We start from the raw sequence: 16,353 nt of genomic DNA, 5'->3' as shown, positions 1-16,353 counted from the left end.
CTCCACCCTGGCGGATCCGGGTGTGGTGCAGCATTTGATTGATGAGCACAAGATCATGAACGTCGCGTAAGCGCTGATTCTAGAGTCATCGAAGCCCCGCCAGGTGTTGAGCCTGGTGGGGTTTTTTATTAGCTGATGGTTTTGTGTTGGCGGTGCGGACCTCATCGCGGGCAAGCCCGCTCCCACAGGTATTTGAGTTGTGGCGCGGATTGCATGTACTCCAAAAGCCCTGTGGGAGCGGGCTTGCCCGCGATGGCGGCCTGTCAGGTGCAACATAAACAACGACCAATAATTATCGGTGTCCGCTGTAGGTGATTTCCCACTGTTACCCACCCCCATTCAAGTAACTGAATGTGTAACCGCGCGCGCCGAGGCGGGGCATTGGGAAACGCCAGCCCCCATTCCCGGGCCTCTCCAGCCCAGCCAAAAAATAAGACACAACGCTGCGCTTGCCGGATTAGAAGGGTTTGCCAATAATAGGCCCGCAATTTGCAATACAGATAGGTTAACTGTCTTTTGCTCTTGCATGAATTTGCAAGGCTGTCAACGTGCTCAAACGACTTTCTCAGTGCATCTGTAATTAGTTGTCGCATTGAAGAAATATCGGCTTCGGGCCTGTCGTTAGAATGCCGATCACTCGCTCGTTGTTGCTCGTGTTGAAAAAATCGCGCGATTCCTACGACGCAGCATCGCTTTCCGGTTCCACTCACTCGCATATTGGGCTGTTGCTCACTCTGCCGTTTTAGCCCTTTACCGATGGAGTCCCAAGATGAAGAAACTCGTGCTGCTTGGCGCCCTGGCACTGTCCGTGCTGTCCCTGCCGACTTTCGCTGATGAAAAACCTCTGAAAATCGGTATCGAAGCGGCTTACCCTCCGTTCGCTTCCAAAGCACCGGACGGCAGCATCGTTGGTTTCGACTACGACATCGGCAACGCCCTGTGCGAAGAGATGAAGGTCAAGTGCGTGTGGGTTGAGCAAGAGTTCGACGGTCTGATTCCGGCGCTCAAAGTGCGCAAGATCGACGCGATCCTGTCGTCCATGTCGATCACTGAAGACCGCAAGAAATCCGTGGACTTCACCAACAAGTACTACAACACCCCGGCGCGCCTGGTCATGAAGGCCGGCACTCAAGTCAGCGAAGGCCTGACTGAGCTGAAGGGCAAGAATATCGGCGTGCAACGTGGTTCGATCCACGAGCGTTTCGCCCGCGAAGTCCTGGCCCCGCTGGGTGCCGAGATCAAGCCTTACGGTTCGCAGAACGAAATCTACCTCGACGTGGCCGCTGGTCGCCTCGACGGCACCGTGGCAGACGCTACGCTGCTGGATGACGGTTTCCTGAAAACCGACGCCGGCAAAGGTTTCGCCTTCGTTGGCCCGGCCTTCACCGACGTCAAATACTTCGGCGACGGCGTGGGTATCGCGGTTCGCAAGGGTGACGCGCTGAAAGACAAGATCAACACCGCGATCGCTGCCATTCGCGAGAACGGCAAGTACAAGCAAATCCAGGACAAATACTTCGCCTTTGACATCTACGGCAAGTAACACGTCCCGGCGACAAGTCCGAAATGGCGCAAGCAACAGGATCTCTGAGGTTTGCGCCATTTTTTCATCCCAACATTCGAGGACCTGAATCATGTTGAAAGGCTACGGGGCTGTCATCCTCGATGGCGCATGGCTGACGCTTCAGCTCGCCTTGTCCTCCATGGTCCTGGCCATCTTTCTGGGCCTGATCGGCGTTGCATTGCGTCTGTCGCCGGTTCGCTGGCTGGCCTGGCTGGGCGACCTGTATTCCACGGTGATCCGCGGTATTCCCGATCTGGTACTGATCCTGCTGATTTTCTACGGTGGTCAGGACCTGCTCAACCGCGTGGCGCCGATGCTCGGCTTTGACGACTACATCGACCTGAACCCGCTGGCCGCCGGTATCGGCACCCTGGGTTTCATCTTCGGTGCGTACTTGTCGGAAACCTTCCGTGGCGCCTTCATGGCAATCCCTAAAGGTCAGGCAGAAGCCGGCATGGCCTACGGCATGAGCAGTTTCCAGGTGTTCTTCCGGGTGTTGGTACCGCAGATGATCCGTCTGGCGATTCCGGGCTTCACCAACAACTGGCTGGTGCTGACCAAGGCCACGGCGTTGATTTCGGTGGTGGGTCTGCAAGACATGATGTTCAAGGCCAAGCAGGCGGCAGATGCCACCCGCGAGCCTTTCACCTTCTTCCTCGCAGTGGCGGCGATGTACCTGGTGATTACCAGTGTCTCGTTGCTGGCATTGCGTCACCTTGAGAAGCGCTACTCGGTAGGCGTAAGGGCGGCTGATCTATGATCTTCGACTACAACGTCATTTGGGAGGCCTTGCCGCTGTACTTCGGCGGCCTGTTGACCACCCTCAAATTGCTCGCGCTGTCGCTGTTTTTCGGCCTGCTGTGTGCTTTGCCGTTGGGCTTGATGCGCGTCTCCAAGAACGCCGTCGTCAACATGACGGCCTGGCTCTACACCTACGTGATCCGCGGCACGCCGATGCTGGTGCAGCTGTTCTTGATCTACTACGGTCTGGCGCAGTTCGAAGCGGTACGCGAAAGCTTCTTGTGGCCGTGGCTGTCTAGCGCGACGTTCTGTGCGTGCCTGGCCTTTGCGATCAACACCAGCGCCTACACCGCTGAAATCATTGCCGGCAGCCTGCGCGCCACGCCGAACGGCGAGATCGAAGCGGCCAAGGCCATGGGCATGTCGCGCTACAAAATGTACAAGCGCATCCTGCTGCCATCGGCCCTGCGCCGGGCGCTGCCGCAGTACAGCAACGAAGTGATCATGATGCTGCAGACCACCAGTCTGGCGTCCATCGTGACCCTGATCGACATCACCGGTGCCGCGCGCACGGTCAACGCTCAGTTCTACTTGCCGTTCGAAGCGTACATCACGGCCGGCGTGTTCTATCTGTGCCTGACCTTCATTCTGGTGAAGCTGTTCAAACTGGCCGAGCGCCGCTGGCTGGGCTATCTGGCCCCGCGGAAGCACTGATATGGAACGCATCGATCATTCATTGCCGTGGAACCACCTGGGCAGCGAACGCCAGATTTCGGTGTTCCGCTTCGGTAGCGGCGAGCGCAAGGCCTACATCCAGGCCAGCCTGCACGCCGATGAGTTGCCGGGCATGCGCACGGCCTGGGAGCTGAAAAAGCGCCTGGTCGAACTCGAAGCCCAAGGCCTGCTCAACGGTGTGATCGAACTGGTGCCGGTGGCCAATCCACTGGGCCTCGGTCAACTGTTGCAAGGCAGCCATCAAGGTCGTTTCGAAGCGGGCAGCGGCAAGAACTTCAACCGGGATTTCGTCGAGCTGAGCGCGCCAGTGGCCGCTGAGCTGGAAGGCCACCTGGGCGATGATCCTCACGCCAATATCCGTTTGATCCGTCAAGCCATGAGCGACGCACTGGCGGCATTGCCGCCGGCCGCGAGCCAGTTGCAAGGCATGCAGCGCATCTTGCTCAGCCACGCTTGCACCGCTGATGTCGTGCTGGATTTGCACTGTGATGCCGAAGCCGCGCTGCACATGTACGCCTTGCCGCAACACTGGCCGCAATGGCGTTCGCTGGCCGCGCACCTGAATGTGAAAGTGGGGCTGCTGGCGGAAGATTCGGGCGGCAGTTCTTTTGACGAGGCGTGCTCGCTGCCGTGGCTGCGCCTGTCGCGTCAGTTTCCGGATGCGCAGATTCCACTGGCCTGTCTGGCGACTACCATTGAACTGGGTGGTCAGGCCGACACCGGTCGCGCGGACGCCGAGGCTTACGCCGAAGGCATTCTGGCGTTCCTCGCCGAGCAAGGCTTGATCAGCGGCGAATGGCCCAAGCCTGCGCAAGAAGCGTGCGAAGGCATGCCGTTCGAAGGCACCGAATTGCTGTTCGCGCCGCACCCGGGTGTGATCAGCTTTTTGCGTAAACCCGGTGAGTGGATCGAAGCCGGCGACGAGATTTTCGAAGTGATCGATCCGTTATCGGATCGGGTCAGCACGGTGTGTGCTGGTACGTCCGGGGTGCTGTTTGCCATTGAACGGCTGCGTTATGCCCAACCCGGTTTCTGGCTGGCCAAGGTGGCGGGGCGCGAAGCGCTGCGTCACGGGCGCTTGCTCAACGACTGACTGACTGTTTTTGTGAGAACCGACCGCATGTACAAACTTGAAGTCCAAGACCTGCATAAACGCTATGGCAGTCACGAAGTGCTCAAGGGCGTGTCCCTGAAAGCGGCGGCTGGCGATGTGATCAGCATCATCGGCTCCAGTGGCTCCGGCAAAAGTACTTTCCTGCGCTGCATCAACCTGCTCGAGCAGCCGCACGCGGGCAAGATTCTGCTCAACAACGAAGAGCTGAAACTGGTCGCCAACAAGGACGGCGCGCTGAAGGCGGCCGACCCGAAACAGCTGCAACGCATGCGTTCGCGCCTGTCGATGGTGTTCCAGCATTTCAACCTGTGGTCGCACATGACCGCGCTGGAAAACATCATGGAAGCGCCGGTTCACGTGCTGGGCATGTCCAAGGCCGAAGCCCGTGAAAAAGCTGAGCACTACCTGAACAAGGTGGGCGTGGCCCATCGCAAAGACGCTTACCCGGGCCACATGTCCGGCGGCGAGCAGCAGCGCGTGGCGATTGCCCGTGCGTTGGCGATGGAACCTGAGGTGATGCTGTTTGACGAACCGACCTCGGCACTCGACCCGGAACTGGTCGGCGACGTACTGAAAGTGATGCAGGCCTTGGCGCTGGAAGGCCGGACCATGGTCGTGGTAACGCACGAAATGGGCTTCGCCCGTGAAGTGTCGAACCAACTGGTGTTCCTGCACAAAGGTGTTGTCGAAGAAAGCGGCAACCCGCGTGAAGTGCTGGTCAATCCACAGTCTGAACGTCTGCAACAATTCCTCTCGGGTAGCCTGAAGTAAACCGAACTCCCGTTGCGCACCGGGATAGTGCATGCTTCGCAACCTGAAGGCCGGCTCCGATCCCTGTGGGAGCTGGCTTGCCAGCGATAGCGGTGGGCCAGTTTGCATATTTGGCATAGACATTCCGCCATCGCCAGCAAGCCGGCTCCTACAGTTGATCTCTGTTGGTTTTGAGATTTGCGTTCTTTTACGGGCTAGCATTGGCCCATGCCTTCATCACTGTTTTCGTTTCGGATTGCCCGCCATGACTGCCCATCGAATTGGTTTCCTGATTTGGCCCAGCACTAAAGCACTGACGCTTGCGCTGGCTGAGGAGGCCTTGCGTGTTGCCCAGCGTGTGCATCCGGATGTTGTCTACGAATTGTCGTTTTTGCAGGCCGAACCACCGACCGAAGGCGCCTGGCAATTGCCGGGTGAGCCGTGGGCCGGCAAGCTCGAAAACTTCCAGAAATTGTTTCTGCTCGCCGATGAGCCGCCGACCACCCTCGCGCCGGCGCTCAGCAGTTCGCTGAAACAACTGGTGCGTGCCGGTTGTGTGATCGGTGGTTTATCCGCCGGTGTCTACCCATTGGCGCAATTGGGTTTGCTCGACGGTTACCGCGCTGCCGTGCATTGGCGCTGGCAGGACGATTTCGCCGAACGCTTCCCCAAAGTTATCGCCACCAGCCATCTGTTCGATTGGGATCGTGATCGCCTGACTGCGTGTGGCGGCTTGTCGGTACTCGATCTGTTGCTGGCTGTGCTGGCCCGTGATCACGGCGCCGAACTGGCAGGTGCTGTCTCCGAAGAACTGGTGGTCGAGCGTATCCGCGAGGGCGGTGAACGCCAGCGCATTCCACTGCAGAACCGCCTCGGTTCCAGCCATCCGAAGCTCACCCAAGCGGTGTTGCTGATGGAAGCCAACATCGAAGAACCGCTGACCACCGACGAAATCGCCCAGCACGTGTGCGTGTCCCGTCGACAGCTGGAGCGGATCTTCAAGCAATACCTCAACCGCGTGCCGAGCCAGTACTACCTGGAACTGCGCCTGAACAAGGCCCGGCAGATGTTGATGCAAACCAGCAAGTCGATCATCCAGATCGGCCTGTCGTGTGGCTTCTCTTCGGGGCCGCATTTCTCCAGCGCCTACCGCAACTTCTTCGGCGCCACGCCGCGGGAGGATCGCAACCAGCGACGCAGCAGCAGTCCATTCGAGTTGTCGTCGGTGCCGTCCGAGCGCGGCTGATGTTACTCGTCGATCTCGGAACCCTCTGAGGTGGACACCTGCATTTCACCTCGGTTGATGACCTCGTCCACGCCAAAATCCGCACGGGTCAGTTCAAAGTAGCGGACCAGTCGCGCAAGGCTTTCCTCCGAAAACGGATTGCCTCTCAAGGTGATGTTTTCAGCAATCTCCACTGGCAATTCCAGCAGGTCGCTCGGCACCTCGGTAATCGCATTCATGCTCAGGTCGGCCCAGTCCAGGTCCTTCAGCTGAAGCAGGCCATCGGGTATGTCAGTGATGCCGGCGTCGTTGAGCAGCACGGTCGACAGTTCGGGCATTTGGCTTAGATCCGGCGTGCGCCCCAGCGGGTTGAAGCCCAGGTCCAAGTAATCAAGCTGTTCCATTCCTGCCAATGCACTTGCCGTCTCGGCTGACAAGCTGACCCGGCAATCGGGGAGCGACAGTGAGCGCAGGCGCCCCATCTTGAAAACCGAATCGGGAATGTCACCAAGGTCACACTCGCGCAGCCTCAGGCTCTTGAGGTTTGGAAAGGACTCGAGGAAGCGCCCGAGTCGCGTGGCGCCCTCGGCACTGTGTACCTCCAGCGCGGAAACATGACTGAAGTCTGCACTCAGGGCCGGCAGTTCTCCATTGATGACCGGACGAACCTTGAGTTCGAACGTCGGCTCAAGTGTGTCGTTGAAATCATCCAGTTCAGACTCACGTTGCCAACACTTCTCAAGCGACTGCTTGAATTCGTCTCGGTTGGCGTGCTCGGCAGCGAGTTGGTCGGCGCTGAACGCTTCGCCTGTCACGGGGTGCCGGTCCGGAACATTGGCAGTCCAGGCAGACAAATCATTTTTCAGTTGGGTGAGCTCTTCTTCAAGGCGCGTCAGATAGGTGCGGCCATCCTCCAGGCTTCCCGGCAATTCGTAGACGAACTCGCTTGTCTGCTCGACTTCCATGCTGGGGTACAGCGCCTTGACCCGATCAACATCGGCCTCGGGGGCAAAGACACCCATGTCGTAGGTAGTTTCGAAGTGGTGTTGTTTGATCAATTCTCGGGCGCTGTTCGAAAGCGGGTTGTGTGTGAGGTGCAGGCCGCGCTTGTCATACAGCGAACTTTCGAATAACCCGGCAGGCAACTCGCTGATGCGGTTGTTCATCAAAAGGAGGGTTTCAAGCTTCGGGTGTTGGAGAAGGCTGGCTGGAATCCCTGTCAGGCGGGTATCGCTCAGGTCCAGGTGCTCCAGTTCGCTCATGGTGTCGATACGCGGCAGGGTTTCAAACGTATTTTTGTACAGGTCCAGCATAGCCAGTTTGTTCAATGACGTCAGTTTCGACCAAGCGGCGGCGTCGACTGTGATGCCGCAATCGCTTAACACCAAGGCGTGAAGGTCTGGCATTCGACTGATGGGGTCGGGGAGGGTGGCCAGGGAAAAGCGGCGCAACTCCAGGCGGCGCAGCCCGCTGAAACCCCGTAGAAACGGAGGAATACCCTGCACGCTGCGGGTACCTTCCAGGGACAGCAGCGACACATGGCTGAAGTCGGCATCCAGTGATGGCAAGTCACCGAGGATCGGCTCTGCAAACCTGAGCACATATTGGGTCACCCCCTCCGGTGTGTCGAAATCCCGGTCGGACTGTCGCCGCCAGCTGCGCTGGATTTCCTGGGCCAGCAAACGTCGATTGTTCCGCTCGGCGTGTTGCTCCAGCTCGCTGAGCGGGCGCCCGGTTTCAGGATGGGCAGTGGGTGATTCACTGACCCAGACGCGCAGGTCCTGATGCAGTCGGGCCAACTCCCTCCTCAAACGTGAAAGTTCTACGCGAGCGCCATCGGGATGAAGTTGCAGTCCCTGAACAATGGACTGCATTTCTTCCGGAGGCAGGTTGGGGTAAACCTCGCGAACCCGGTCGTTGAGCGTCGGTGTCTCGCGGTTGATTCGACTGTAGCCCTCGGCACCACCGGGCAGGCGCATGGTGGTCGGGTCATAGAACGGTTTTCGATGGGGATTTTTGGCGAACAGCCTGCCTAAACCCGGTTGCTCCAGCGCGTGTTCGGCGATGCGCTGTTTAAGTGCCCGGGCGTCTGCGATCGAAGGGTTCAGCTTATTGCGTTGCGCATCCGGCAGTGCCCGGAACAGGGCCTGATAAAAATCACCCGGCGTCGAACCATCGTCTTGGTGAACCTGGTAAGTCCCGTCTTCAGCGCGAATCAGTGTTTTTTGAATGGGCGCATCGGCCTGGCCAATGCTGTCGCGCAAAGTCCCTTCGGCCGAGTAGTCCCGCACTTCGATACGCAATTCGGCTGGCAAACCGGGCAGTGAATTCAGGCTTTGCAAGGCCAGTCGGTGGGTGTCGGTGGTGTCCAGCGCTTCGGAATAAAAGCCTTCACTGGCCCGGGTCGCGCGCACGGCTTCCATGGCTTTGAGCGCAGCATCCTTGAGTCGCTGGGGTGTGCGGCCGGAGTGCAGCTGTTTCAGTTCGGTGCCGGACGCGTTGCTCACCAGTTCCTCGGCGATATCGGTGGGTAATCCCTTTACGTCATCGAGCAGCCGCTGGACGTGCAGGTCATCGGTTTTTTCCAGTGCGCGATAGCGCAGATCGAACAGCGATTTGCGGTAATCCCGGGCGAGTTCGGCGGTCCGTCGTCTGAAGGCTGATGTTTGGGCTTGCGGTGTCGGCATCGGCGTGTCGACAGGCCAGGCGTCGTAGCCGCTCAGCAGTTGATGTTGCAGGGCTGCATCGGCCTTTCGGTAGTGCTCGGGTTGCTCACTGCCGATCTGCTCGATAAAGGTGTCGATGTCCCGGTTGATCTTGAAGCGCTTGATCGTGTCGGTCAGCAGCGAAGGCGGGCGGTAATGTTCGGCATGCATTTCGCGCACGGCGTTGTCGTGGAATCCGCTGACCCGCAGGATCTGCTCGCGTTCGGCGTTGCTGAACGACTCGACACCCTGACCGAGACGACGCATGACCGTTTCCCGATCCCACTCCAGCGGTTGCTCCAGCTCGGTGTGCCAGGCGCCGTGGTTGTTGTGCAGTAAAGAAGGCTGATAAGCATCGGCGCGGGTCGGGTGCTCGATCTGAAACGTGCCGGATGTGCCGTCGGGTTTCACGGCATACAGTTTTCCTTCCAGCGGCAGCAGCGTCTTGCCCCCGTGGCGATACAGGCCAAGCTGATCGGGGTTTGCGCCTTCGGGCAGGCTCTGTGCGTGTTCGTAAGGGGTCAGATCCTGCTTCCAGTAGCGGACTTTTCCTTTCTGTGTTGCGACGGGTTTGAATGGGTCGACCAGCGCGACTGCTTCGCGCGAAAGCAAGCGGCTGAAAGCGCCGGCTGCAATCACACCGCCCACCGCGAATGTGCCCACCTCAACCACAGTTTCAGCGAGTGCGATCAGATGCCCGACGGCCTCTTTTTTCAGTCCTTCGGCCAACTCCACGATGCCTTCGAAGGTTTCGTCGAGTAACTGGTAAGCCATGTAACCCAGCATCACTTCGCCGAGAAGCGGGACGAACGGCAATGCCACGAACGTCGCGATTTCAAGGAGTATCGATCCCACTTTGCTGAAGGCGTCCCACGATGCCCATCGTGCGTTTCTGTCGGCAGTGGCGGTGGAAACGGCCAGCGTGCTGGCATCGTTGAGGATCTTGTTCAGTTGTCGCTGATAGAGATGATTCCACAGGTCTGCGCTGAGCGGCGTCATTGAAAACCGCAGGTTGGGCCTGTCGATGGGCGTTTCGCGCCAGCTCGGCAGCGGGTCGCCACGCGTGTGCTGATGCCAGGTCACGCGCTGGAGGCGACGGTTGAGATCCGCGAAAAAATGCCCTCTTTCCTTATGCTCGACAAAGCGGCTGAAGAACGTCTGGTAGGCGGGGGCGCGCAGCTTGCGGGTCAGTTCGGTCATGAACGCCAGAGTGTTTGGATATTCCTTGAGTGGATGCTCGGGATCGTCGGGAATGTAGGCAATGATCCGTGTTCCCTTGCGGGCGCGCTCCAGGCTCGCTGCGAAAATGACAATCCCGGTCAGGGAGGAGGACATGATGGTCAAGTCATGGCCGTACAGCGGTTGGCCATTGAGGCGCGCCCCCGAACGTCCTTCCACAAGACGCAAGATCGAGTGATAGGCATCCTCTGGAATATCCTTGCGGATATGGGCCATTAGCAGCGCCGCTTTGAGTGCCGTTTTGTGCGAGCTGATCACCTTCGCTTTCAACACTGCGCCGGCCACCGGGTTGGTCAGCCCCAGGTTGTCTTTGAGGTACGTGTTGTACCGGGCGCCGATGTCCAGTTCCCGGCACAGCCGCACAAAGGCTGCGACGGTCAGTTTCTGTTTGACCGCGGGCAGCGTATCGAACTGCCCTGCGGGCGATGGTTCGGTAATGAATGTCGAGGCGGGCTCGTAAGCCTCAGCCGCCATTTCTGATTCCTGAAAGTTATGCAGGACGGCGTCGAGCAGCGACACGGTCCAGGTGCGTGCGGCGCCCGTCTTGATTCCGAACCAGGGCACGGTTTGCGGGATGTACAGGCGCAGGAAAGTGGTGTTGATGTCCAGTTCCAGATCAAATCGGGTTTTCAAGGCTTCGCTTAGAAGAGGTTCGGCGAAGGCGCGTGCGCTTTGCAGTTTCGACAGCGTTGAGTCCAGGCGATTTCGCTGGGTCCAGTGTTCCTGGCCGAGCTTTTTCAGCGACTGGTGTTGGAGGGATGTCGCTGTGGCGTGCCAGTACGGCGTGGCAAGCGAGGCGGTTTTTAGGGCGTCGCGTGTGGTGGCCGATGCTTCCAATACCCAGGTCGGCAGATTGTTGAACAGGTGATGGTAGTGATCGTCCGGCTGCGTGGCGGATTCATTGCCGGTGGCATTAGAGGGGCGATCGTTTTCGTGTCGACTCATGCGCTATTCCCTTAGCGTTTGGATGAGTCACCAGCAAAACAGACGATGACCGGTCTGGTGCGGTACATATTTACCGCACCACTCGACAAGCCTGCCTATAACCTGTGCCGGCAGTTTAAACTGCGCCTTTGCGACCCTATATGTCGCATTGCCGTAAACCCGGGAAAAACCGGGGTTTGCGCTATAAGAAGTTGTCGCTTGGCGGCAAGGCCGGGCTGAAAACTGTCCTTACAATCCCCCCATCGCTCGCCAGTTTCCGGCGAGTGTTCCTCTTCAGGAGACTCCGATGTCCGTTGAGCACGCTGCGGTAGAACGCGCCGATTTCGACCAGGTAATGGTTCCCAACTACGCGCCTGCCGCATTCATTCCTGTGCGTGGCGCCGGTTCCCATGTCTGGGACCAGTCTGGCCGCGAGCTGATCGACTTCGCCGGCGGGATTGCCGTTAACGTATTGGGCCATGCGCACCCGGCGCTGGTCGGTGCCTTGACCGAGCAGGCGAACAAGCTGTGGCACGTGTCCAACGTGTTCACCAATGAGCCGGCCTTGCGCCTGGCGCATAAGCTGATCAACGCCACCTTTGCCGAGCGTGCTTTCTTCTGCAACTCCGGCGCCGAAGCCAACGAGGCCGCTTTCAAGCTGGCCCGTCGCGTCGGTTTTGATCGGTTCGGCAGCGAGAAGTACGAAATCATCGCCGCGCTCAACAGCTTCCACGGCCGTACTCTGTTCACCGTGAACGTCGGTGGCCAGTCGAAGTATTCCGATGGCTTCGGTCCGAAGATCACCGGTATCACCCACGTGCCGTACAACGATCTGGCTGCGCTGAAAGCCGCCATTTCCGACAAGACCTGCGCTGTGGTGCTGGAGCCGATCCAGGGCGAAAGCGGTGTGATCCCGGCTGAACTTGAGTACCTGCAAGGCGCCCGTGATCTGTGCACTGCGCACAACGCGCTGCTGATCTTCGACGAAGTACAGACTGGCATGGGTCGTACCGGCCATCTGTTCGCCTATCAGCATTACGGCGTGGTCCCGGACATCCTGACCAGCGCCAAGAGCCTGGGCGGCGGTTTCCCGATCGCGGCGATGCTGACCACCGAAGACCTGGCCAAACACCTGGTCGTCGGCACTCACGGCACTACTTACGGCGGCAACCCGCTGGCGTGTGCGGTCGCGGAAGCCGTGATCGACGTGGTCAACACCCCTGAAGTGCTGGCTGGCGTCAAGGCCAAGCATGACAAGTTCAAGGCGCGCCTTGAGCAGATCGGCGAGAAGTACGGCATTTTCACCAAGGTCCGCGGTATGGGTCTGTTGATTGGTTGCGTGCTGAGCGATGCCTGGAAAGGCAAGGCCAAAGACATCTTCAACGCCGCCGAACGTGAAGGCCTGATGATTCTGCAAGCCGGCCCGGACGTGGTGCGTTTCGCGCCAAGCCTGGTGGTTGAAGACTCGGACATCGACGAGGGCCTGGATCGCTTCGAACGCGCCGTGGCCAAGCTGACGCAAGCCTGATAGACCCTTCGACGCCTGGCATTTCAGGCGTCGAACCAATTTTTGTTTCGTGCTGGATCAAAAGTGTGGGAGCTAGCCTGCTAGCGATGAGGGCCTGATAGCCAACATCATTGTTGCCTGACAGGACGATATCGCTAGCAGGCTAGCTCCCACAGTTGACTCTGAGTTGTTTCAGGGGTGGCCCGGGATTTTTTCTTCTGTAAGTTCTGAGATTAAGGAGTGACACCATGCTGGTGATGCGCCCCGCGCAAATGGCTGATCTGGGCGAGGTACAGCGTCTGGCTGCGGACAGCCCGATTGGTGTCACTTCCTTGCCGGATGACGTTGAACGCCTGAGCGACAAGATCGCCGCAAGCGAAGCCTCGTTTTCCGCTGAAGTCAGCTTCAACGGTGAAGAAAGCTATTTCTTCGTCCTCGAAGACTCGACCACCGGCAAATTGGTCGGTTGCTCTGCAATCGTCGCCTCCGCCGGTTATTCCGAGCCGTTCTACAGCTTCCGTAATGAAACCTTCGTGCACGCCTCCCGCGAGCTGAAGATTCATAACAAGATTCACGTGCTCTCGCAGTGCCATGACCTGACCGGCAACAGCTTGCTGACCAGTTTCTACGTGCAGCGCGAGCTGGTGGGTTCGCCGTGGGCCGAGCTCAATTCTCGTGGTCGTCTGCTGTTCGTCGCCAGCCACCCGGAGCGCTTTGCCGATTCCGTGGTGACCGAGATCGTCGGTTACAGCGACGAAAATGGCGATTCGCCGTTCTGGGACGCGATCGGTCGCAACTTCTTCGACCTCAACTACGCCGAGGCCGAGCGGCTGTGCGGCCTGAAGAGCCGGACCTTCCTCGCCGAACTGATGCCGCATTACCCGATCTACGTGCCTTTGCTGCCGGACACCGCTCAAGAAGCAATGGGCCAGGTGCACCCACGCGCACAGATCACCTTCGACATCCTGATGCGCGAAGGCTTCGAGACCGATCACTACATCGACATTTTCGACGGCGGCCCGACGTTGCATGCCCGCGTTTCCGGGATTCGTTCGATTGCCCAGAGCCGTGTGGTGCCGGTGAAAATTGGCGAGGCGGTCAAAGGCGTCGGACGTCAGTACCTGGTGGCCAACGCCCAGTTGCAGGATTACCGCGCGGTATTGCTCGAGCTCGATTACGCGCCGGGCAAACCCGTGACCCTGGATCTGGAAGCGGCCGAAGCCCTGGGCGTCGGTGAAGGTGCGAGCGTGCGACTGGTGGCGGTTTAACGACTGCTTGAGTGTTTAGAAAGCAGCGAAGTTTCGCGGGTGGCGCAAGCGGCCCGTTTGAGGAGATAGCATGATCGTTCGTCCTGTACGCAGCAGCGATTTACCCGCTCTGATCGACCTGGCCCGCAGCACCGGCACCGGCCTGACCACCTTGCCGGCCAACGAAGAACGTCTGGCCCATCGGGTCGGCTGGGCCGAGAAGACCTTTCGCGGTGAAGCCGGGCGGGGCGATGCAGATTACCTGTTCGTGCTCGAAGACGATGACGGCCGTGTGGTGGGTATTTCCGCCATCGCCGGCGCTGTCGGCCTGCGTGAGCCTTGGTACAACTTCCGGGTCGGCCTGACGGTCAGCGCCTCGCAAGAGCTGAACATCTACCGCGAGATCCCGACGCTGTTCCTGGCCAACGACCTGACCGGCAACTCTGAATTGTGTTCGCTGTTCCTCCACGCCGATTACCGCACGGGCCTCAACGGCCGCATGCTGGCCAAGGCGCGGATGCTGTTCATCGCCGAGTTCTCGCAACTGTTTGGCAACAAGATCATTGCCGAGATGCGCGGCGTGTCCGACGAAGCCGGGCGCTCGCCATTCTGGGAAAGCCTGGGCCGTCACTTCTTCAAGATGGAATTCAGCCAGGCCGATTACCTGACCGGCGTGGGCAACAAGGCGTTCATCGCCGAATTGATGCCGAAATTCCCGCTGTACACCTGCTTCCTGTCGCCAGACGCGCGCAACGTCATCGGTCAGGTTCACCCGGACACCGAGCCGGCGCTGGCCATGCTCAAGAGCGAGGGTTTCAGCTACCAAGGCTACGTCGACATCTTCGACGCCGGCCCTGCGGTCGAGTGCGAAACCGGCAAGATCCGCGCCGTGCGCGACAGCCAGGCACTGGTGTTGGCCATCGGCACACCGGGTGATGATGCTACCCCGTTCCTGATTCACAACCGCAAGCGCGAAGACTGCCGCATCACTGCCGCGCCAGCACGCTTCGCCGCCGGTACGTTGGTCGTCGATCCGCTGACCGCCAAACGTCTTCAACTCAACGCCGGCGATCAAGTGCGCGCCGTTCCGTTGTCTGCTGCCAGGGAGTCGAAATAATGAATTCGCTATACATCGCAGGTGAATGGCTGGCCGGTCAGGGCGAAGCCTTCCAGTCGCTGAACCCGGTGACCCAGCAAGTGCTGTGGACCGGCGAAGGCGCGACCGCCGCTCAGGTTGAGTCGGCCGTGCAGGCTGCTCGTCAGGCGTTTCCGGGCTGGGCCCGTCGTACCCTCGACGAGCGCATTACCGTGCTTGAAGCCTTTGCCGCCGCGCTGAAAAACCACGCTGACGAACTGGCCCGCACCATTGGTGAGGAAACCGGTAAACCGTTGTGGGAGTCGGCGACCGAAGTGACCAGCATGGTCAACAAGATTGCGATCTCGGTGCAGAGCTACCGCGAGCGTACCGGCGAGAAGAGCGGGCCGCTGGGCGACGCCACTGCCGTGCTGCGCCACAAGCCACACGGCGTGGTGGCGGTGTTCGGGCCTTACAACTTCCCGGGTCATTTGCCGAACGGTCACATCGTGCCGGCACTGCTGGCCGGTAACAGCGTGCTGTTCAAGCCCAGCGAACTGACGCCGAAAGTCGCCGAACTGACGGTTAAATGCTGGATCGAAGCCGGTCTGCCGGCGGGCGTGTTGAACCTGCTGCAAGGCGCTCGCGAAACCGGTATCGCCCTGGCCGCGAACCCGGGCATCGACGGTCTGTTCTTCACCGGTTCGAGCCGCACCGGCAATCACCTGCACCAGCAATTCGCCGGTCGTCCGGACAAGATCCTCGCGTTGGAGATGGGCGGTAACAACCCGCTGGTGGTGGATCAGGTCGCAGACCTCGATGCTGCCGTTTACACCATCATCCAGTCGGCATTCATTTCCGCCGGCCAGCGTTGCACCTGTGCCCGTCGCTTGCTGGTGCCACAGGGCGCCTGGGGCGACACGTTGCTGGCGCGTCTGGTGGCGGTCAGCTCGACGATTGAAGTCGGTGCGTTTGATCAGCAACCGGCACCGTTCATGGGCTCGGTGATTTCCCTCGGTGCTGCGAAAGCGTTGATGGATGCGCAAGAACACCTGCTGGCCAATGGCGCCGTGGCGCTGCTGGAAATGACTCAGCCTCAGGCGCAAGCCGCGTTGCTGACACCGGGCATCCTGGACGTGACGGCTGTCGCCGATCGTCCTGACGAGGAGCTGTTCGGCCCGCTGCTGCAAGTGATCCGCTACGCTGATTTTGAAGCGGCGATTGCTGAAGCCAACGACACGGACTATGGCCTCGCGGCTGGCTTGCTGTCGGATTCCGAAGCGCGTTATCAGCAGTTCTGGCTGGAAAGCCGTGCCGGTATCGTCAACTGGAACAAACAGCTGACCGGCGCCGCGAGCAGCGCGCCATTCGGCGGCGTCGGCGCCTCGGGCAACCACCGCGCCAGCGCCTACTACGCCGCAGATTACTGCGCGTACCCGGTGGCGTCGCTGGAAACGCCGAGCCTGGTGTTGCCTGCCTCGCTGACGCCTGGCGTGAAAATGGCGTAACGCCCATCGCCAGCAGGCT

General features: G+C 59.7%; 11 protein-coding genes. 10 read left to right on the top strand and 1 reads right to left on the bottom strand.

The features are described from left to right. Positions 1 to 769: 769 nt before the first annotated feature. The 6 genes from K0F88_RS26515 to K0F88_RS26490 all read left to right on the top strand — a co-directional run bounded on the left by K0F88_RS26515 (position 770) and on the right by K0F88_RS26490 (position 6,150). Complete coding sequence (locus tag K0F88_RS26515; protein ID WP_219097190.1) at positions 770 to 1,543, top strand: ABC transporter substrate-binding protein; 774 nt, start codon at positions 770 to 772, stop codon at positions 1,541 to 1,543. A gap of 91 nt (positions 1,544 to 1,634) precedes the next feature. Then, positions 1,635 to 2,324, top strand: a complete 690-nt coding sequence (locus K0F88_RS26510; protein WP_010457254.1) for an ABC transporter permease — start codon at positions 1,635 to 1,637, stop codon at positions 2,322 to 2,324. Next, positions 2,321 to 3,019, top strand: a complete 699-nt coding sequence (locus K0F88_RS26505; RefSeq protein ID WP_219097189.1) for an ABC transporter permease — start codon at positions 2,321 to 2,323, stop codon at positions 3,017 to 3,019. Before K0F88_RS26510 ends, K0F88_RS26505 begins: the two co-directional genes overlap by 4 nt. A 1-nt stretch (position 3,020) precedes the next feature. Further along, positions 3,021 to 4,133 (top strand): M14 family metallopeptidase, encoded by a 1,113-nt coding sequence (locus tag K0F88_RS26500; protein WP_219097188.1) that lies wholly within the window; start codon positions 3,021 to 3,023, stop codon positions 4,131 to 4,133. 27 nt (positions 4,134 to 4,160) lie between these two features. Beyond that, on the top strand, positions 4,161 to 4,925 hold the full coding sequence (locus K0F88_RS26495) for an ABC transporter ATP-binding protein (RefSeq protein ID WP_008154324.1): 765 nt from the start codon (positions 4,161 to 4,163) through the stop codon (positions 4,923 to 4,925). A 244-nt stretch (positions 4,926 to 5,169) separates the two neighbouring features. Further along, positions 5,170 to 6,150 carry a GlxA family transcriptional regulator gene (locus tag K0F88_RS26490; protein ID WP_010457247.1) on the top strand — a complete coding sequence of 327 codons (981 nt, stop codon included), beginning with the start codon at positions 5,170 to 5,172 and terminating at the stop codon, positions 6,148 to 6,150. Positions 6,151 to 6,152: 2 nt separating this feature from the next. On the opposite strand, the gene K0F88_RS26485 is transcribed toward K0F88_RS26490, so the two are convergent. Continuing rightward, positions 6,153 to 11,018 carry a dermonecrotic toxin domain-containing protein gene (locus K0F88_RS26485; protein ID WP_094471103.1) on the bottom strand — a complete coding sequence of 1,622 codons (4,866 nt, stop codon included), beginning with the start codon at positions 11,016 to 11,018 and terminating at the stop codon, positions 6,153 to 6,155. 286 nt (positions 11,019 to 11,304) lie between these two features. Here K0F88_RS26485 and K0F88_RS26480 point away from each other — a divergent pair, with 286 nt between their 5' ends. From K0F88_RS26480 to astD, 4 genes are all read left to right on the top strand, one after another. Beyond that, positions 11,305 to 12,525 carry an aspartate aminotransferase family protein gene (locus tag K0F88_RS26480; protein WP_219097187.1) on the top strand — a complete coding sequence of 407 codons (1,221 nt, stop codon included), beginning with the start codon at positions 11,305 to 11,307 and terminating at the stop codon, positions 12,523 to 12,525. A 227-nt stretch (positions 12,526 to 12,752) separates the two neighbouring features. Next, positions 12,753 to 13,772: an arginine/ornithine succinyltransferase subunit alpha gene (gene aruF / locus K0F88_RS26475; RefSeq protein ID WP_010457242.1), complete on the top strand. Its 1,020-nt coding sequence runs from the start codon at positions 12,753 to 12,755 to the stop codon at positions 13,770 to 13,772. A 70-nt stretch (positions 13,773 to 13,842) separates the two neighbouring features. Next, positions 13,843 to 14,868 (top strand): arginine N-succinyltransferase, encoded by a 1,026-nt coding sequence (astA, locus tag K0F88_RS26470; protein ID WP_219097186.1) that lies wholly within the window; start codon positions 13,843 to 13,845, stop codon positions 14,866 to 14,868. Next, positions 14,865 to 16,334, top strand: coding sequence for a succinylglutamate-semialdehyde dehydrogenase (gene astD, locus K0F88_RS26465; RefSeq protein ID WP_219097192.1), 1,470 nt, complete (start codon positions 14,865 to 14,867; stop codon positions 16,332 to 16,334). Before astA ends, astD begins: the two co-directional genes overlap by 4 nt. The last annotated feature ends 19 nt before the right edge of the window (positions 16,335 to 16,353 follow it).

Source organism: Pseudomonas sp. UMAB-40 (genome assembly GCF_900095275.1).
Taxonomy (GTDB): Bacteria; Pseudomonadota; Gammaproteobacteria; order Pseudomonadales; family Pseudomonadaceae; genus Aquipseudomonas; species Aquipseudomonas mandelii_B.
This window is presented reverse-complemented; position numbering and strand designations above follow the sequence as displayed.